Origin of the sequence: Cocleimonas sp. KMM 6892, assembly GCF_035798195.1 — a bacterium.
GTDB lineage: Bacteria > Pseudomonadota > Gammaproteobacteria > Thiotrichales > Thiotrichaceae > Cocleimonas > Cocleimonas flava.
In genome coordinates, this window is record NZ_JAPFBV010000002.1 from 719,389 (window position 1) to 739,019 (window position 19,631).

The following is a 19,631-nucleotide window of genomic DNA, read 5'->3' on the forward strand; positions in this document are numbered from 1 at the left end:
TAAAGCTTGAGATCCCTGCTCATAGGAACCTCCAGATGGTCTTTTTCAGAGTATTCACGTATCGAGACACTAGACCGAATTGAGCAAGCCTCTGCTGATTAGTCAATCCGAGGCAAAAACAACGTAAGCAGACCTGCAAGAGGCAAAAACGAACAAATAACATATACAGTCTCGACCCCGTAACTATCAGCAAGCACCCCAAGAAAGGCAGCCGCTATACCAGCGAAGCCAAAGCTTAAACCGTAGAACAATCCACCGATAAGACCGATCCGGTTAGGTAAAAGATCCATTGCATAAAGCAGGATAGAAGCAAAAGCACTTGCCATAATTAAATTAATAATGACCGTCAAAACCCCTGTCCAAAAAAGATCTGCATATGGCAAGATCAGCGTTAGTGGGAGTGGGCCTAGAATAGAAATCCAGATAATTTTGTATCGCCCGATTCTGTCACCGAGAATTCCACCAATCAAAACACCAATTGCAGCAGCGAGCATAAAGAGAAATAGCATCATCTGAGCGGCGGGGATCGTCAGTTCAAACCGCTCTATCAAATAAAATGTGTAATACGAGCGAAAACTTTCGTTGTACATGTTCTTTGTGAACATCAGCAACATAAGCACAAATAGACCTACTGCAATCGTCCTAGCCGCATACTTAACGACCTCCACACCTTCTTTCCTACGACTACTCATCGCAATAAACTCTTTACGGATCTGGTGTTGTTTACTACCAATCCATGATAAAAGTAGTATTGCCATCAGAGCAAGAACGGCAAACCACGCAAGGCTCGGTTGCCCCCATGGTACAATGATAAGTGCAGCAAAAACGGGGCCAAGCGCACTGCCGGCCTGACCACCAACTTGAAATAATCCTTGCGCTAATCCCTGCTTGGCGCCAGCCGCATAGCGCGCCGCCCTTGTCGCCTCTGGGTGAAAGATTGATGATCCAATGCCGATCAAAGCAACAGAAGCGATGATCATTGAATAACTCTGAGAGTAAGCAAGGCAAAACAGCCCCGACATCGTAAACATCATACCCACCACTGGCGAGTAAGGCGCGGGGTGTCGGTCGGTAAACATACCAATTATTGGCTGCAGTAAAGCTCCTGCTATCTGGAATGTTAAAGTGATCAGTCCGATCTGGGTAAAATCTAAGTCATACGATTCTCTGAGTGTTGGATAGGCTGCAGGAATAATCGATTGCATCAAGTCATTCAAAAAATGCGAGAAACTCAGCATCACGAGAATGGCTAAATGGGTTCCGGAGCGATTGATTGTCATTATGGTGTTTTCTTTTACTAGCCCATGCTAAAAAATAGCAATCAATCTAGCTTAAATATTTCTATTTAAGCTATTCAAGACGCACCGAAGAAAGGCTTTATTTGAAAAATACCGCCTGAAACAGAAAGAAACGAGCAAGAAAAAAATTGAGAATCACGCGCCCTTATTGCTCAAACTCTAAGCGATTTTATAGCATAGCAACAATAATATTGGCAGTTTAAAGATGCCTATCGCTGTTATATACATTTACTAGAATTCTAAATCGCTTTACCAATAACATCAACCCCAGCAGGAATCTTAAAATAGAAGGTACTTCCACTGATAGGCACATTAACTCTGGCATTAAGCTGAACAACAGTTTTTTGCCCTAACTGATCATGCATGACCATTTGACGCATTCCTCCATTCTTATCAATACCAATTTCAATATAGCGAAAATCTTTACTTTGTTTTCTTGGCGTTAATTGAAACCAGTCTAAACCACCGCCGCCTTTTATAGGTTGTACGACAAATTGTTCATCAGGACTTTGCTTACGTGTAAGAATAGCAATAGGGGCGCTGGACATAGCCTGTGTCATAGGTTTAATGGTGACTTGCTCCAAGTCTTCATCATAAACCCAGATATTTTTACCATCACCTACGATCACTTGTGGATCTGGTGTTTTGTATACCCAACGGAATTTCCCCGGACGACTCATTGAAATAAGTCCCGTAGAATTCTGAATTACTTTGCCCTTTTTGCTATACACCTGTTGTGTAAAGCTTCCCTCTAAGCTGGAAACGCCTGTAAAAAAGTTATTTAAGCGCGCTCGTGCTTCGCTCGTAGCGGCACTAACTGATGTAACGACTGTTGTTGATGCTACCAACAATGTTGCTGCAAACGTTAATTTAATTTTGTTACTTAGTAACGAATTAATCATAAACAATGGTCTCTGTCTCTTAATCTTTAGGAGGCTCAGGTGCAAGTACTTCACGCGTTCCATTCGATTGAACTGCACTCACTACACCTGCTGCTTCCATATCTTCGATCATTGATGCGGCGCGGTTGTAACCTACCTTTAGGCGACGTTGCACATAAGAGATCGAGGCTCTTCGTGATTCAGTAACAATTGCAACAGCTTGATCATAAAGCGCATCTGTTTCTGATTCAGCCAAAGGCTCCAATCCCGGAATCGCATCTGGTGATCCCGTTTCTTGTATGACATCTTCTAAGTACTGAGGTTCCCCTTGTAGCTTCCAATAAGCAACAACATCTTCAACTTCACTATCATCAACGAAAGCTCCGTGAACACGTTGTGGTAAACCAGTACCTGGAGGTAGGTACAACATGTCACCATGACCCAGTAAGGATTCGGCACCGCCCTGATCAAGAATAGTTCGAGAATCAATGCGTGTAGAAACCTGAAATGCAATTCGTGTAGGAATGTTCGCTTTGATCAAACCGGTAATAACATCTACCGATGGACGCTGGGTAGCAAGAATTAAATGAATACCAGCAGCACGAGCCTTCTGCGCCAAACGTGCGATGAGCTCTTCAACCTTCTTACCAACCACCATCATCATGTCAGCAAATTCATCAATGACAATTACGATTGAAGGAAGCGGCTCCAGAACACTAGGACGAACATCAACATGCATCGTAGGATCGAAAGTTGGATCAGTCAGTGGCTCACCCTTATCCATCGCTTCTTTTATTTTGCCATTGTAACCAGCAACGTTTCTAACTTTAAGATGAGACATCAAGGCATAACGTCGTTCCATCTCACCAACTGCCCAACGTAAGCTGTTAGCGGCATCTTTCATGTCAGTAACTACTGGAGTCAGTAAATGTGGAATACCTTCGTAGATGCTTAATTCAAGCATCTTAGGATCGATCATAATGAGTTTAACTTCATCTGGTGTCGACTTATACAGCAAGCTCATGAGCATTGCATTTACACCTACCGACTTACCAGAACCCGTAGTACCAGCAATAAGTAAGTGAGGCATACGTGCTAGATCAGCGATGGCAGGTTTACCTGCAATCGTTTTGCCTAGCACCATAGTCAATGGTGACTTAGCTTCTTTAAATAAATTCGAATCAAGAATTTCACTGATTGCTACGAGGTCTCTGGTGTCATTTGGAACCTCAAGACCAATAGTAGTTTTTCCTTTAATAACTTCAACAATACGTATACTCGAAACACACATGCTTCGTGCCATATCCTGAGCAAGACCACTTATTTTACTAACCTTAGTTCCCGGAGGTAATAACAGCTCAAAACGTGTAATGATCGGTCCTGGGTAGTAGCTATCAATCTGCACACCACGAACACCAAAATGCTCTAGTGTCTCAACGATATTTCTTGCATGTGTTTCAATTTGCTCTTTAGAGAAATGCCCCTGTCCTTGCGGTGGTGGGTTTAATAAACTAATTGGCGGCAGTGTAATTGCCTTATCCAATGAAATAGAAGGAGATACTCTCGGTGCAGCAGCTTTTTCCTGTCTATTATTTTGAACAGGTGCTTGATAACTATCTGCTTCCTGCTTTAATACTTTCTTACTTGTAGGCGATACTTTTTTAGCAGTGATAACATCGTCTAAACCAGCAACAGGGACATCTTGCTCATGATAGTCATCTTCATTCGTCATGTAGTCAGGCACACCTAACACAGGCTCTTGACGTTGTTTTCTACCTTTGCCTAGTGCTTTTTCTAACAGTTTCTTTTTAGCCTTCTTTGGTTTCTCAGCCTCTACGTCTGCATTAGTTGTCATATCATCCAGAGGATCAAAACGAGGATGATTAAAACCAACACCCGAGTCATTATCAGCAGATGATTTTTTCCATAAGAACATGCCAGATAAACCGGCACCTATTGCACCAGCAATGCTCGCTGATTCACTATTATTTGTTGGTTGTTTCTGAGGTTCAAGATTAGCTTCGAATGACATAGGGATAGTGCCAGTCTCGTAAGACTCTTTATTTGGGCTACTACTAGTAAAGAGTTCGATTGTGCTAAGGATGGTATCGCCAATTTTATCAATCAGTTTTAACCACTGAATATCTGCAAATAAAGTAACACCTGCGATAAAACCAGAAAACAGAATCATAGTTGCGCCGATATCACCCAGCGTTTTCATAAATATTCGAGCAATTCCCTGCCCCAAAAGACCACCAGCGCCATAGGCAAGATTACTAGATGGCCAAAGCAGGATAGCCAAACCACAACCGGCGATTAACGCAAGGAACACACCAAACACAGAAATACCGAGATTAATGCCATTGTTTCGTTCTTTAGAGGATCTAAAGAGTAAAAATGCGGATACTAGAAAAGCAATCGGTACCAGATAGGATAAATATCCGAAGAACCCAAATAACACATCAGCCAGATAAGCCCCAAACGAACCTGCTTTGTTCTGAATGACAGCATTGCTATCGTGAACAAACAATCCAGGGTCAGCCGGATGGTAACTGAATAAAGCCAGTAAGATGACGGCAGTTACGCCTGACAATATAAAAATACTGGTTTGTTTTAAGCTGCCTTTTTTCTTAGATGTTAAGGCTGACTTCTCTACAGCAGAATTTGTACCAGATGTTTCATTAGATTGCGTTGAAGACTTGGTATTACGTCTCGTGGTTCGCTTAGACGGCGCTTTTTTGGTAGCCAATTGAAAATCCCCATTTCCTTTAGGAAAGCGTTTTGTCAGCTACCGTTTTATGCCCAGGTAGACAACAATACATATTCCTTTTTTGTTGTTAAAGTAACACTTTACGTTTTATTTTATAATTATGCATAAACAGTATTCCATAAAACACTGAATTGCTTAACATATAAGCCCTTATATGTTGACTTCAGATTATCACATAACACATCCAATTTGAAGCTTTCTACATAGAAACTACGCGGATTAGGATTTTAAATCTTTTACACAAAATTATATTTACTTAGTTTCAAGTACTTATGTTTTGGTTCATCCGTTTTAATTCCTCAACAGGCAGCAAAAAATTTTAAAAATGTATAGATACGCTTTGGAAACCTTGAATAAATAAGTATTGCTTTACCTTAATGCGAACATTACATAGCATAGCCAGAAATATTATAGCCTCAGTTATGTTATACAAAAATAACGAGGTACAAACCAAACAATTATTATATAAACAGATTACTCAGGAGCATCACCATGAGCGACGCAATACATCACCCTCTCATCATCTTAGGATCAGGCCCTGCAGGCTACAGTGCAGCTGTTTATGCCGCACGTGCAAACCTTAACCCAGTAATAATCACTGGCATGGAACAAGGTGGCCAATTGATGACAACTACAGATGTTGATAACTGGCCAGGTGACAATGACGGCGTACAAGGCCCCGAACTAATGGAGCGCATGAAGAAACATGCTGAACGCTTCGACACCAAATTAATCATTGATTACATCGCCTCAGTAGATTTCAGTTCAAGACCGTTGAAATTAAAAGGCGGAAGTAACGAATATACCTGTGATTCACTCATCATCTGTACTGGCGCATCTGCTATGTATTTAGGATTAGAGTCTGAAGAAAAATTCAAAGGCCGCGGCGTTTCTGCCTGTGCTACCTGTGATGGTTTCTTTTATCGCAATCAAAAAGTTGCAGTTATTGGTGGTGGCAACACTGCTGTTGAAGAAGCTTTATACTTATCGAATATTGCCAGTGAAGTAATCCTTGTACATCGTCGTGATGAATTACGTTCTGAAAAAATTCTACGTGACCAGATTCTGAAAAAAGCTGAGACCGGAAACATAACTTTGATGTGGGACAATGTTTTAGAGGAAGTTTTAGGCGATGATGCAGGCGTTACAGGCATGCGCATTAAAAACGTCAAAACCGAAGAAACACAAGAACTAGATGTTCATGGTGTGTTTATCGCAATTGGACACAAACCCAATACAGATATCTTCGAAGGACAACTTGATATGCAAGGCGGTTACATTTCAGTCAATAGCGGCACTGCTGGAAACGCGACCCAAACGAGCGTCGAAGGCGTATATGCTGCTGGCGACGTAATGGACCATGTCTATCGTCAAGCAATCACTTCTGCTGGCACAGGCTGTATGGCCGCCTTAGATGCAGAAAAATTTATGGATAAATTAGCAGAGAGTTAAACAAACATCCGAATATAGGCAAAAAGAATGGCTTCAGAAAAATCACCGACTTCTTTAGTTTTACTTGACCCGCATGCCAGTGACGAGCCATTTCCACCCGCGGAAATGGCTTGGGACGAACCTAATGGCTTACTCGCCTTTGGTGGAGACCTCTCCCCTACCCGCTTGATCAATGCCTATAAGTCTGGCATTTTTCCGTGGTTTAACCCCGATGAACCGATCTATTGGTGGTGTCCTGATCCACGTGCTGTCTTATTTCCCGAACTTATCAAAATAAGTAGAAGCCTTAGAAAATCCATAAGAAAAAATCTCAATAGCGGTTACTCGATTAGATTCGATACGGACTTTTCAGCAGTAGTTAAAGCGTGCGCTGCTCCGAGAGCACTCTCAGGGGGTACATGGATAACAAATGAAATGCACGATGCCTATCAACGTTTATTCGAACAAGGTATCGCTCATAGTGTTGAGATATGGAATGCAGAAGAGAAACTCGTTGGTGGCCTGTATGGCGTAGCTTCTGGTGGCGTTTTCAGTGGCGAATCGATGTTCAGCAGAGAACGTGATGTTTCTAAAATGGCGTTTGTTGCTCTGGCGTATCACATTAAGCACTGGGGTTACTCAGTGATAGACTGTCAAATTGCCAATTCTCACCTTACCAGCATGGGCGCAATAGACATCCCAAGAGACGAATACTTACAAATCCTGAAAACAAGTCGTGCTTTTACACAACCCAAGTGGGAGTTTGAAGAAGGTATCGATCTATCACGCTGGATTCCTGAAGACTCATTATAAAAAAAGCCTTATAAGTAGGGAGGGGCTTTATAAACTGATAAGCACTTAATTGTTTATCTCATTAGCACTCAACAATATTAACTGGCACTTCTATCACTTGAATCGCTAAACCACCACGTGACGTTTCTTTATATTTAGAACGCATGTCTTTACCCGTTTCTCGCATGGTAGCTACGGCTTTATCGAATGAAACAAAATGTTCGCCAGTACCACGCAATGCCATCCTGGACGCATTAATTGCTTTAACTGAACCCATTGCATTACGCTCGATACACGGAACTTGCACCAAACCACCTATAGGATCACACGTTAAACCCAGATTATGCTCAATACCAATCTCAGCTGCGTTTTCAATTTGCTCTGGCGTGCCACCTAACACTTCTGTTAACCCAGCCGCAGCCATGGCGCAGGCCGAACCTATTTCACCCTGACAACCTACTTCAGCTCCAGAGATTGAAGCATTCTCTTTTATGATGATGCCGATTGCAGCCGCTGTTAATAAAAACCTAACAATCCCATCTTCACCATCGCGTTTATAAGCACGGCAGAAATGCACGTAATAGTGTATTAAAGCAGGAATAATGCCTGCAGCACCATTAGTAGGCGCAGTAACAACACGTCCACCAGCGGCATTCTCTTCATTTACCGCTAATGCAAATAAATTCACCCAATCCATGCTGCCTTGATTATATTGTTCATTAGTAAGCTTGTTTTCTAATGAATGACATAATTCCGCAGCACGCCTTTTTACTTTTAGACCGCCAGGCAATATACCCGTATTTTTACACCCGGCATCTACGCATTCCTGCATGACTTTCCAGATTTTTAATAATTTTTCACGTACTTCTGCTTCTGGTAACCAGACACATTCGTTGCGCAACATGATTTCACTGATAGATAGTTTTTCTTTTTTACACAGTGCGAGCAACTCATCCCCAGTATTAAACTGATACGGTAAAACAGTGTCGTTTTGTTTAATGGGGGAATGCGCTTGATCGCGCTCACTATCATCTACGACGAAACCACCACCCACAGAGTAATAGATCTTTTCCAGTAAAATATCGTCGCTAGAATCGCATGCAGTGATCATCATGCCATTTGCATGAAACGGTAAGGATTTCTTTCGATGAAAAGTAATATCAACATCGTAATCAAAATTGATTGTTTCAGTACCTGCCAATTTAATCTTCTTTGAGGTAAGAATTTCATTAAAAATATCTGGCACTTTCGTAACATCAACTTCATCGGGTTTTTCACCCATCAAACCCAAAAGCACTGCCTTGCCACTGCCGTGCCCTTTGCCGGTAGCACCAAGCGAACCATAAAGATCTACTGAGATGCTATCTACAGCACCCAGACTCCCCCGCTCTTGCAAACCTGCAAGAAAAGTATTTGCTGCCACCATGGGACCCACAGTATGAGAACTTGAAGGTCCTATACCAATTTTAAATAAATCGAAGATACTAATAGCCATGCGGCGACTCTATATGATTTGAAAACAGAAATTTAAATATAAGAGACTAATATATGTCAAATAATGATCATTAACAGGAATAGTTAATGAAATTACCCACCCCCTACTTTGGAGCTGTTTTTTTAAGACTAAATATTTTTATATTTATAGGTAAATTATTTTTAATAACTTAATTTTAAATAAGGTCTTACTCAAAATTTTTTTGCACATATCAATAAATTCGAAGTTTTGAAGAACATTAAATTTTGTGAAATATGTCACACAAATGAACGAAAATACTCAAAATAAAAAGTGCAAAGTGTGAACTAAAAATATAAGCAATAACTTATCTCATTGATTTAATTTACTATATTTAAAATCACGATAAATTTCCATATTACCCGAATGTACTAGTACATAAGTATTAAGCCCATTAGGCTATTAACTATATTGATAACAAAGATTATAGTTTGTCTGCGGTTGAGGAAAAAAGTTCATTCTTTCTTTGTACCGTAAGATAAAAGTAAACAGTTCACATGAAGGAAATCAGTATTGTTTACTTTTGAATTTTAAATTTATTTTGTGAGGGAAATTATTATGAAAATTCAATTATTAACAGCAGCAGTAGTTATCGCTTTAACTTCATCAACAGCATTTGCTGGAAAACACCATGGTAGTAAAGGCGGTGGAACAGATTTAAGCAATAAATCTAAAAATGCTCTAGCAATCGGAGATTCAACAGGTGCATCTAGCTCTCTTGGATTTAATGTTAATTCTTCAGGAGGCCGAGCAATCGCTGGTTCTATTTATTTAACAGGCGGAGCTTGTGCTTGTGATTTTGACAAAATAAAGAACAGAAGTAAGAACGCAATTGCTGTTGGTCAAGCAACTGCTGGATCTGTTCATGTTGATACTGCAATGGGCGGCGGTCCACGCCCAAGATAAGTTAACCTAGTTTATTAACTAGTTATAACTTACCTGTATAGACAATAGAGGAATTGAAGAATGAAAAATAAAGCATACATTTATACTCCTAAAACGGAATTCATAAATCTATCTAGATTTTCTAAAATCAAAATCTCTATTGTCTCTACAATTGTATTTACGATTGGTATTTTTTCAACACCTGCTTTAGCTGGTAGATTCGACCCACCATCATTAAAACTTCCATTAGAGAATTTTGATTCAAGAATTGATTCAAGTTTATTTAATGTAGACTTTCTTCTTGCTCACATCGTCAATAACTCAAGAAAAACAGTGAGAGAAGTTGGTGAGATAACAGATACAGTTGAAGGGCTCTTACAAGATACTGCAATTTTCACTGGTAGCACTGGAACAGATAGTGCTTCCGCAGGGTCAGTAATAATCCCCCCAGGCACTACTGCTGACACCATTATTATTTTAAATCAGAATGAAGGAGATTCAATAGCCATTCAGCGATAGCATTGTTTCTCTTCTCTAGAAATGAATTAAAACCATAAAAATAAAAGAATACATAAGGATATAATTATGAAAGAGTGGAGAAGAAAACTGACCGTTGTGAGTATCACAGTATTGATTAGCGCATGCTCAACCTCAAATCGTCAAAATGAGTTTAGCAAACATCTCGAATACCCAACTGACACTCAAACGAGAGCGACTAATTTTCTTGGATGTTTTGGTGATATGTTATCCACTTATCGAACAAGTGGAAATAAAGTCTCACCATTAAAAGTGGCCATTGTTGACGTTAAAGATGCTACCAACGTCTCTTCAAGCACCTACCCGGACAGCGAGATACCCAATAACTTTACCGATATGACACTAGGCTTAGTCTCTCGTATTGGCGGACCTATCCGAATATCACACATTCCAACCAGCATAGAATTACTAGATGCTGCTAGATATAAAAGTATTAATAACTCTACTGAAAATGCATTTTTAGGACGATTCACTCCATCTCATTACAGTTATGCCACTATCCAACTCTATGGAGCACTCACAGAATATGATCGCATTATAAGAAACACAAAAACTAGCACTGAAGGATCTTTTGAGTTTGGAAGTGGTAGTGGCGAAACAAATTTAGAAGCGTCAGCAAACAAAGTCACCAATGTTGCCAGAATGACAATGGACTTTAGAATTGCTAGCGCAAATGTAGGTGATGTTGTTAACAACAGTAGTTCTACTAATACCGTACAGGTCTATCAGAAAGGTAATGACCTCTCTTTTGGATTAAGCATTGATGGAAACTCTATAGGCTACAGCAGAGAGCGGTCTGTAGTAGATGCTAGACACAAAGCTATCCGCTTGCTCATCGAATGGGGAGTTATTGAGGCACTAGGAAGATACACTTATGTACCTTATTGGAAGTGCTTACCTAATTCGGATAACAAACAACAAATTGGTTTTAAAGATTTAGTATCTTCAAATCAACTTTATGACTTCCATAACTTCAACCGAGGTAACTCTCGAGTAAGACTGAGAAATAAAAGTAAGGTTTCACTAGTCGATATGCGAGATAAGTTATTAATTAACCAAGTTATGTCAGATTTTCTCAATGCTGAGTATGTAGATGAAGGCGTTCGAAAACTTCTAAAACGCCCCGAAAAAGATACAACTCTAGTACAACGTAGAGTTGAAAACGGAAAAGTTGTTGATAGCAAATCTACTATTGACGGAAAAGCAACTGTACGACGCGACATACTGGCTCATTATAGAAAAGATAGGAGCTACTCAAAACTATCTGATAGCGCTCTGTTAAAGCGATTACATAGCGACTTCGTAAAGGCAAGAATCATAAGTCCTAATGACAATATGTTGGGTGCTAATACTTACCTAGCATTATGGTTAAATGTTCCTATTGAAAAAGGGGCTCGCTGGAGAAAGTAAACTGGTCGATTAAAACAAAACAAAGATGATTAATTATATTTCAAAACTAATAGTGCTTGTTTTAACAAGCACTATTTTGTTTGTGACTTATGCAGATATCGCTTTTTCGGGCTCGTCAGTTAACTCTTTGTCTATTTCAAGCGAACGAACTGAAAGTGATAAAGCTTATCATCTAAAAATACACATTGATGGAATTGAATCATCTCAACTCAAAGTAAAAATAATTGAAACAGGATTACAAATCACTGCACAAAATGGCGGCATGATATCCGGCAATGCTATAGCAGGTGGGCAGTTTATAAATTACTCTTATCAATTTCCAAATGACGCAGCTCTGCAACACCTAAAGAGAGTCAACTCAAACAAACTCGTTGTGTTTACTATCCCCAAAATAAATCAAAAGACACACTAATAGATTCAAGTACACTCTACAAAAACCCAGAACAAAATATGAGTTTTAATTTACAGTTTTAGAATATTGCTTATGAACATAAGAGAATTATTGCAAGAACAAAGAAAGATTTAACTTTGTTAGTAATGGTGCCCAGGGCCGGAATCGAACCGGCACGGTGTTGCCACCGAGGGATTTTAAGTCCCTTGCGTCTACCAATTTCGCCACCTGGGCATACTACTTAGATGGTCTTATAAATCTAGCCTAAGTTTTAAGTGTTTGGCTAACACTGTTTCAATTACACTTTTAAAAAAGTGGAGGTTGAGCCCGGAATCGAACCGGGATAGGCGGTTTTGCAAACCGCTGCATAACCATTTTGCTACTCAACCTTTTCACTAGGGGCGGGATGATAGCATCAAAAATTAACGGATGGAATGCCTATTTCAAACCTTTTTGTTACTTCAATAAAAAAGCCCTAGAATGATTAATCCTAAGGCTTTCTTATTTAAATTTGGAGGCTGGACCTGGAATTAAACCAGGGTATCCGACGTTGCAGGTCGTTGCATAACACTCTGCCATCCAGCCGTGAACAAATATAAATAAAAGCCTTTGCTCAAACTATACTCACCATGATCAACGGCACCTTTTATGACGACCATTGGAGGGTAAGTAATTTGTATAAATTTTCAGCACCTATTTTCATCATCATCTCTAAGAAACTAATAATAAAAAACACTGAATAATCTCTACATTATTTCTTAAATATTCCTTCTTAAACCATGAAGTAACACTCAAGAAACAAAAAAGCCAATCATAATAAAATGATTGGCTTTTGTATTTGGAGCGGGTAACGAGATTCGAACTCGTGACCCCGACCTTGGCAAGGTCGTGCTCTACCAGCTGAGCTACACCCGCTTCGTATCATCAACAACTCATGCCACCAGAGCCGTCTCAACGAGGCGCGTATATTAAGGTTACTTTTAAAAACTGTCAAGCATCTGAATGCAATTTTTTTAAAAGATTTATCAACTCATTTTCGTCAGATACCGGAACGCCTAATTCCTCGGCTTTTGTGAGCTTTGAACCTGCTTTTTCTCCTGCAAATAAAGTTGTAGTATTTTTTGAAATACTGCCACTTACTTTTGCACCTAATGCTTCTAATTGTTCTTTTGCTTCATTTCGTTTCAGTTTTTCAAGTGTTCCAGTTAGCACGTAGGTATTCCCAGCTAGAGGTAAACTTTCTGTTGATTGTCTTTTTTCTGGATTTTGAGGTTCAACTCCCGCATCCAACAAAGCCTGTATAACTTCATTGTTGTGCTCTTGCTGGAAGAAAGTGACGATATGGTTGGCAACTATAGGACCAACATCATCAACGCCTTGCAGGCTATCTAAATCGGCTGCTTTTATTGCTTCTAACGAATAGTAATGATTTGCCAATGATTTGGCGGTCGTTTCACCCACTTCTCTTATACCCAATGAATAGATAAACCTGGCAAGCACTGGATGCTTACTATCATCTAGGGCCTTGATCAGGTTTTGCGCAGATTTTTCACCCATGCGTTCTAACTTGATTAAACTCTCTACATCTAAACTAAATAAATCGCTGACATTTTTAATTAATTTCTCATCGAATAACTGTTCAACCAACTTATCGCCTAGCCCATCAATATCCAGCGCTTTACGTGAGGCAAAATGCTTTATCGCTTCTTTTCTTTGTGCAGGGCAAAATAAACCTCCTGTACAGCGAGCAACAGCCTCTCCCTCAATAAGTTCGACGGTAGAATCGCATACAGGACAGTGCGAGGGTATTACTATTTCCTTAGCGTCCGCTGGGCGTTTATCAGGGACGATTCTAGCCACTTCCGGTATCACATCCCCTGCTCTTCTTACGATGACGGTATCACCTATTCGTACGTCTTTACGTTTGATCTCGTCCATATTATGCAAGGTTGCATTGGTAACAGTGACGCCACCAACAAAAACCGGTTCTAAACGAGCTACGGGTGTTAATGCGCCTGTTCTTCCGACCTGGAACTCTACATCGTTTATTAACGTCATTTGTTCCTGAGCAGGAAATTTATGGGCAATTGCCCAACGAGGTGCCCTACTCACAAAACCTAACTTATTTTGCAATTCCAGAGAATTCACTTTGAACACGACACCGTCTATCTCGTAAGACAAGCTATCTCGCTTGCCGCCGATCTCGTTATAATATTCCAGGCACCCTGCCGCTCCTGATACGACTTTATTCTCAGGACAGATTGGCAAGCCCCAGTCTGCCAATTGTTTCATAGCATCGCTATGATTAGCGGCTAACGTCCCCCCTTCGATTAAACCTGTGGCATAACAATACATAGCAAGATTTCGTGAAGCTGTGATTCTCGAATCGAGCTGTCTCAAACTTCCTGCGGCTGCATTTCTCGGGTTTACAAAGGTTTTGTCGCCATTTTCTCTGGCTTTATTGTTTAACGCTTCGAATGAAGCCTTCGGCATATACACTTCGCCACGCACTTCTAGTCGTTGTGGAATATTTTTGCCGCTTAATTTAAGTGGCACCTGTCTAATGGTTCTGACATTTTCTGTTATGTTCTCCCCTGTTTCGCCATCACCTCGGGTAGCAGCCTGAACCAACACGCCGTTTTCATACAATAAACTCACTGCCAATCCATCAAGCTTGGGTTCAACGCTATACTCGATGGTAATATCCTTTTCACCCAATTTATCTAACAAACGTTTTTCAAAGGCCAATACTTCTTCTTCATTGAACGCATTACCTAGCGATAACATCGGCACCAAGTGTTTTACCTGCGTAAATTCGCTGAGTGGCAGAGCACCAACACGCTGTGTAGGAGATTCTACGGTTAACGTTTCTGGGTATTTTTCTTCTATATCTTGCAACTCACGCAATAATTTATCGTATTCGGCATCAGGAAGCTCAGGGTCATCAAGAACGTAATAACGATGATTATGGTAGTGTAAAATTTCGTGAAGTTCTGCAACACGCTGTTTTACAGACTCAGGTACATTGGGTAATACTTGTTTAGACATAGGGAGGATTTCTTCAGTAAAGATTCAACTTTATGGCCTTTGAATGCTGTATCGGCACTGATCAAACAGTCAATAAGCGCAGTAAAAGCCCCGTTAGTAGAAAAGTATATCAATATTAAACTGATTAAGACTAATGTTATGAATAACTTATAACTTAAAAATACTTGATTGAAAGTATTAATTTACCTAACAGAAAATTCAGGTACAATACGCGCGTAAAATTTTGCCGCAACATGGTTACATTTATAATTATGGTAAGCAAAATGCAAACAAGGAGACGTAGAAGTATGGCAACAAATAACACGCCAATAACACGCAAGTCCGCTTTACCTGTTGACGGTATTGAGCCTTATGTTCCTAAGAAAGATGAGGAATATATGAATGAAAACCAACTTGCGCACTTTAGAAGTATCTTAATTGCCTGGAAAAAAGCACTCATGGAAGAAGTAGATCGCACCATGGGCCACATGCAAGAAGAAGCGAGTAACTTTTCTGACCCTGCTGACAGAGCAACTCAAGAAGAAGAGTTTACGCTTGAATTGCGTGCACGCGACAGAGAACGCAAACTGGTACGTAAAATCGACAAAACGATTACACGTGTAGACAACGATGACTACGGCTACTGTGATGCATGTGGCATAGAAATTGGACTACAACGTCTAGAAGTTCGTCCGACTGCAGAACTTTGCATTGACTGTAAAACAACAGAAGAGATCAAAGAAAAGCAAATCGCTTAACTTGATTTAATCAGGATTACATCAATCTCAAAAGGAGTGACGGTTTCAGCTGTCACTCCTTTTTTTTGGATTAAATTATGTGCATTAGTCACCCCCCTACTTACAGGGATTTTTTTTAACGGTGACTTTTATCATTCAGATATTGCTGCTGAATAATTGTTAAATTAAAGCGAACATTGTTTTTAGTACTTAGATCATCTAACGTGTATCAATGGGTTTTAATTATCAATCACAAAAGAAAATCAATTCAGTCATAGGCAGATTTGCCCCCTCACCCACCGGACCTTTGCATTTTGGCTCTTTGGTCGCTGCCGTTGCCAGCTATCTAGCGGCAAAAACACAAAACAACGGCAAATGGTTTTTAAGAATTGAAGATGTTGACACTCAGCGCGAACAACCAGGCGCGTCAAAATCCATTATTCAAACGCTTGAGTCTTTTGGTTTTATATGGGATGGGGATATCCTTTTTCAAAGCGAACAAACAGAACGATATCAAACTGCTTTAGAACGAATATCTGATCACATTTATCCCTGTAGTTGTACACGTAAATACCTGCAGTCTTTATCAGACATTAGCACCTACGGTTACCTCTATCCTGGCATTTGTAGAAATGGTATTAACAATCCGGACATACAAAATCCCAGCATCAGGGTAAAAACCAACAAACAGGAAATATGTTTCCAAGATCTATGTCAGCCCGACATTATCTGCCAAAGCATAGAACAGGAAATTGGTGATTTTATTTTAAAACGAAGAGATGGCTTATTTGCTTATCAGTTAGCCGTTGTTGTCGATGATGCTTTTCAAGAAATCAATCAAGTGGTTCGTGGTTCAGATATATTAGACAACACACCAAGACAAGTCTTTTTACAGCAGTTACTCGGTTATCCACAACCAGAATACTTGCATTTTCCTACAGCAGTTACAGCTGATGGCAAAAAACTCAGCAAACAAAATCATTCCCCACCTGTGCTCACAGATAATGACTCAAGCGATAAAAAACTGGAATCATTACTAGCCTCGCTTGAATTTCTGGGACAGAATCCACCGAAACGTTCTGACCTCGAATCAATAAATGATTTATGGAAATGGGCTTTTCAACATTGGGATAATGACAAAATTCCAAAAGTCATGACAAAACCTACTAAATTCACCTAGACTTCCAGTCTTCATTTAATGCGAATACATTAAATAGGAATTTATTTTTGACTTCTTTATGAAATATACCTTATGCAATACACCGTCTTTATAAGCTGGCTGAAAAGCCTGGTGATAGAAATCTTTGCTATCACGTACAACTTATTCAAGCTAATGATCCCTATCATTATCGTTGTCAAAATCATTGAAGAACTGGGTGGCATTGAATATATAGGCATTATCCTTGAACCCATTATGCAAATGGTTGGCTTACCTGCCTCTATGGGCTTGGTCTGGGCGACAACCTTAATCAGTAATATCTACGGCGGCATGATCATCTACGTCACCATGCCTATTGAGCAACCTTTAACAGTCGCCCAAGTTACCGTACTTGGTGCGATGATGTTATATGCACATGCTTTACCTATTGAGTTACGCATCGCTCAAAAAGCAGGCGTTCGAGTAATTTACTTATTGTTATTGCGTGTAGGTGGCGCGTTACTTTTAGGCTTTATCTGTCACAAAGTTTACAGCTTAGGTGGATACTTAGACACACCAAGCACCTCGTTATTCAACCCCGAAGTCAGCACAGATGACTCATTAATGGGATGGTTAATGTTGCAATTAGAAACATTATTTAAGGTATTTCTTGTTATCAGCGCTTTGGTTATCTTTTTACGGTTACTAAAAAGCAGTGGGATTGAAAAACTCATGAGCTGGTTACTCAAACCTGTATTAAAGCTATTAGGCTTAGGCGAAAAAACCACCTCAATCACTATTATCGGTATTACGCTTGGCGTTGTTTATGGCGGGTCACTTTTAATCAATGAAGCAAAAAGTGGACGTATATCCAAAATGGATATTTTCGGATCACTTACGCTGTTAGCTTTATGCCACAGCATTATCGAGGACACATTACTCATCATGTTACTTGGTGCAGATATTACTGGGGCGCTCTATTTCCGCGTATTATTTGCCTTATTACTAACCGCCATTTTAGTCAGACTAGCAAAAGCAATCAGTGACAAAACATTTAATAAATATTTAGTCTACCCAGAACCGACATAATTGACTCACTGGTTCGATAATAATAATTTACATTTAATGCTTTAACGTAACTCAATATCACCTTGTTTAAATTTGACTAGACCGCATAATAGCCACTCCTACACGAGTGTTATGAATAAAGAGCCAGAATTATGAATATGCAGACAACCATTGAAGAAAAATTAACAGAAACACTTGCTCCTGAAGTCTTGGAAGTTATCAATGAAAGTCACATGCATAACGGTCCAGCTACCGAGTCTCATTTTAAAGTTATCGCGGTAAGTGATGCTTTTGAAGGAAAAATGTTAATTGCCCGTCATCGCATGATCAATGCAGCTCTTGCCGATGTATTACAACAGATTCATGCATTGGCACTGCATACCATGACACCAAGTGAATACTTTGAAAAAGCCGGAAAAGTTGCAGATTCTCCACAATGTGAAGGTGGAAGCAAATAAAGGTCACCCCCCTACTTACAGGCGTTTTTTTAGTTACTATTCTCATTCGCCTATCAGTTACTTCAAATAGTTACACAAAGTATTTCTTCGACTAGATATTTCAAATAGCTATTACAAATAGCTTCTTCAATTTACTTCTTTATTTAATTTTTGTATCTATTTCTTTGACCTAGTTTGTTCCTTTAGTTGCTCAATGACGTTTTAAAATAGGCTGTTTTCACCAATGACTTCAAATAATAAATTGCTATTTATTGCAATGATTTTACTAGCGATGACGCTTATACCATTGGGAGATACGGCAGGGAAATTACTCATGCAACAGGGAGTAACCCCCATTTTTGTTGCCTGGTCTCGATTTGCTATTGGCGCACTGTGTTTATTACCTTTCAGCGGATTAAAACTTTCAGAATTACGTCATTTCTTCAATTGGCGATTACTTATTCGCGCAGCTCTTTTTATCGCCTCTGTATCGTCTATTCTGACTGCGATTAAAACAGAATCCATAGCCAATGTATTTGGCGCTTTCTTTATTGGCCCTATTTTATCTTATTTTATTGCCGCGATTTTTCTGAAAGAGCCCATTACACTGGCGAGGTCTACGCTGTTATTTGTGGGTTTTGGCGGCGCTTTATTAGTCATAAAACCTGGTTTCGGTATGAGTACAGGTATGATTTATGCTGTTATGGCAGGAACATTTTACGGCTTTTTTCTCGTGACCAATAGATGGCTCGCAGGCACTTTTAGACCGCGTTTGATTTTAATTTCAACACTGGTGATTGGCAGTTTTGTATTAGCACCTTTCGGCCTTAAGGAAGTACCAGAACTCAATATAAATTTTTCACTATTGATATTACTTAGTTCATTGTCTTCCGCTATCGGCAATCTATTAATCATTGAAGCAAGCCGTCAATTACAAGCAAGTGTCATTGCCCCATTTGTGTATATTCAATTAGTGGCGGCTACCATTTTTGGTGTAGTGGTATTTAATACATGGCCTGATCATTTAAGTTTTATAGGCTTGATTATCTTGATCGTTGCAGGAATGTCTTCGTTCTTAATAGCAAATCGTGAAAAGAAGCGTTCATTGCAAAATTAAACATCACCCATGATGAAAATATAAATTTAGATTTATTCTTAAGGCACCCCCCTACTTACAGCGATATTTTTGGCTATTTATTTTAGGCAAAAAAAAGACGCCCCAAAGAGGAGCGCCAACCGCTAGGAGGGTATTAAATTGTCTATTACCATTCTTATTACATACCCATAAAAAAGAATGAAACAAATAGACAAATTCA

General features: G+C 39.7%; 16 protein-coding genes and 4 tRNA genes. 11 read left to right on the forward strand and 9 right to left on the reverse strand.

Annotated features, from left to right (window positions below):
* Nucleotides 1-98: 98 nt before the first annotated feature.
* The 3 genes from OO007_RS08765 to OO007_RS08775 form a co-directional block, all read right to left on the reverse strand.
* The gene (locus OO007_RS08765) at nt 99-1,280 is read right to left on the reverse strand and encodes an MFS transporter (RefSeq protein WP_325808514.1); all 1,182 of its coding nucleotides are present in this window, start codon (nt 1,278-1,280) and stop codon (nt 99-101) included.
* Between the two features lie 257 nt (nt 1,281-1,537).
* Nucleotides 1,538-2,200, reverse strand: a complete 663-nt coding sequence (gene lolA, locus OO007_RS08770; protein WP_325808515.1) for an outer membrane lipoprotein chaperone LolA — start codon at nt 2,198-2,200, stop codon at nt 1,538-1,540.
* A gap of 19 nt (nt 2,201-2,219) precedes the next feature.
* Nucleotides 2,220-4,928, reverse strand: coding sequence for a DNA translocase FtsK (locus OO007_RS08775; RefSeq protein ID WP_325808516.1), 2,709 nt, complete (start codon nt 4,926-4,928; stop codon nt 2,220-2,222).
* A gap of 513 nt (nt 4,929-5,441) precedes the next feature.
* On the opposite strand from OO007_RS08775, the gene trxB reads away from it, so the two are divergent.
* Nucleotides 5,442-6,401 carry a thioredoxin-disulfide reductase gene (gene trxB, locus OO007_RS08780; protein ID WP_131905146.1) on the forward strand — a complete coding sequence of 320 codons (960 nt, stop codon included), beginning with the start codon at nt 5,442-5,444 and terminating at the stop codon, nt 6,399-6,401.
* Nucleotides 6,402-6,428: 27 nt separating this feature from the next.
* Nucleotides 6,429-7,193, forward strand: coding sequence for a leucyl/phenylalanyl-tRNA--protein transferase (aat, locus tag OO007_RS08785; protein ID WP_325808517.1), 765 nt, complete (start codon nt 6,429-6,431; stop codon nt 7,191-7,193).
* 61 nt (nt 7,194-7,254) lie between these two features.
* Here aat and OO007_RS08790 read toward each other — a convergent pair whose 3' ends face one another.
* Entirely contained in the window at nt 7,255-8,667 is a 1,413-nt protein-coding gene (locus OO007_RS08790) for an L-serine ammonia-lyase (protein ID WP_325808518.1), read from the reverse strand.
* A gap of 576 nt (nt 8,668-9,243) precedes the next feature.
* On the opposite strand from OO007_RS08790, the gene OO007_RS08795 reads away from it, so the two are divergent.
* The 4 genes from OO007_RS08795 (at nt 9,244) to OO007_RS08810 (ending at nt 11,929) form a co-directional block, all read left to right on the forward strand.
* Nucleotides 9,244-9,591 (forward strand): hypothetical protein, encoded by a 348-nt coding sequence (locus OO007_RS08795; RefSeq protein ID WP_325808519.1) that lies wholly within the window; start codon nt 9,244-9,246, stop codon nt 9,589-9,591.
* Between the two features lie 60 nt (nt 9,592-9,651).
* Nucleotides 9,652-10,089 (forward strand): hypothetical protein, encoded by a 438-nt coding sequence (locus tag OO007_RS08800; protein WP_325808520.1) that lies wholly within the window; start codon nt 9,652-9,654, stop codon nt 10,087-10,089.
* Nucleotides 10,090-10,155: 66 nt separating this feature from the next.
* A complete protein-coding gene (locus tag OO007_RS08805; protein ID WP_325808521.1) occupies nt 10,156-11,517 on the forward strand; it encodes a hypothetical protein in 1,362 nt (453 codons plus the stop codon).
* A 25-nt stretch (nt 11,518-11,542) separates the two neighbouring features.
* Entirely contained in the window at nt 11,543-11,929 is a 387-nt protein-coding gene (locus OO007_RS08810) for an Hsp20/alpha crystallin family protein (protein ID WP_325808522.1), read from the forward strand.
* A gap of 126 nt (nt 11,930-12,055) precedes the next feature.
* On the opposite strand, the gene OO007_RS08815 is transcribed toward OO007_RS08810, so the two are convergent.
* The 5 genes from OO007_RS08815 to ligA all read right to left on the reverse strand — a co-directional run bounded on the left by OO007_RS08815 (nt 12,056) and on the right by ligA (nt 14,956).
* Nucleotides 12,056-12,142: transfer RNA gene (locus OO007_RS08815), tRNA-Leu, on the reverse strand.
* An 81-nt stretch (nt 12,143-12,223) separates the two neighbouring features.
* Nucleotides 12,224-12,297, reverse strand: a tRNA-Cys gene (locus tag OO007_RS08820).
* 123 nt (nt 12,298-12,420) lie between these two features.
* Nucleotides 12,421-12,493: transfer RNA gene (locus OO007_RS08825), tRNA-Cys, on the reverse strand.
* A gap of 254 nt (nt 12,494-12,747) precedes the next feature.
* Nucleotides 12,748-12,823, reverse strand: a tRNA-Gly gene (locus tag OO007_RS08830).
* A gap of 75 nt (nt 12,824-12,898) precedes the next feature.
* A complete protein-coding gene (gene ligA / locus OO007_RS08835; protein WP_325808523.1) occupies nt 12,899-14,956 on the reverse strand; it encodes an NAD-dependent DNA ligase LigA in 2,058 nt (685 codons plus the stop codon).
* A gap of 287 nt (nt 14,957-15,243) precedes the next feature.
* Here ligA and dksA point away from each other — a divergent pair, with 287 nt between their 5' ends.
* From dksA to OO007_RS08860, 5 genes are all read left to right on the forward strand, one after another.
* Complete coding sequence (gene dksA / locus OO007_RS08840) at nt 15,244-15,693, forward strand: RNA polymerase-binding protein DksA (protein WP_131905114.1); 450 nt, start codon at nt 15,244-15,246, stop codon at nt 15,691-15,693.
* A 211-nt stretch (nt 15,694-15,904) separates the two neighbouring features.
* Nucleotides 15,905-16,852, forward strand: coding sequence for a tRNA glutamyl-Q(34) synthetase GluQRS (gene gluQRS / locus OO007_RS08845; protein ID WP_325808524.1), 948 nt, complete (start codon nt 15,905-15,907; stop codon nt 16,850-16,852).
* A 72-nt stretch (nt 16,853-16,924) separates the two neighbouring features.
* Nucleotides 16,925-17,899 carry a hypothetical protein gene (locus OO007_RS08850; RefSeq protein ID WP_325808525.1) on the forward strand — a complete coding sequence of 325 codons (975 nt, stop codon included), beginning with the start codon at nt 16,925-16,927 and terminating at the stop codon, nt 17,897-17,899.
* Between the two features lie 131 nt (nt 17,900-18,030).
* The gene (locus OO007_RS08855) at nt 18,031-18,336 is read left to right on the forward strand and encodes a BolA family protein (RefSeq protein ID WP_325808526.1); all 306 of its coding nucleotides are present in this window, start codon (nt 18,031-18,033) and stop codon (nt 18,334-18,336) included.
* Between the two features lie 223 nt (nt 18,337-18,559).
* Nucleotides 18,560-19,432, forward strand: a complete 873-nt coding sequence (locus OO007_RS08860) for a DMT family transporter (RefSeq protein WP_325808527.1) — start codon at nt 18,560-18,562, stop codon at nt 19,430-19,432.
* Nucleotides 19,433-19,631 lie beyond the last annotated feature (199 nt).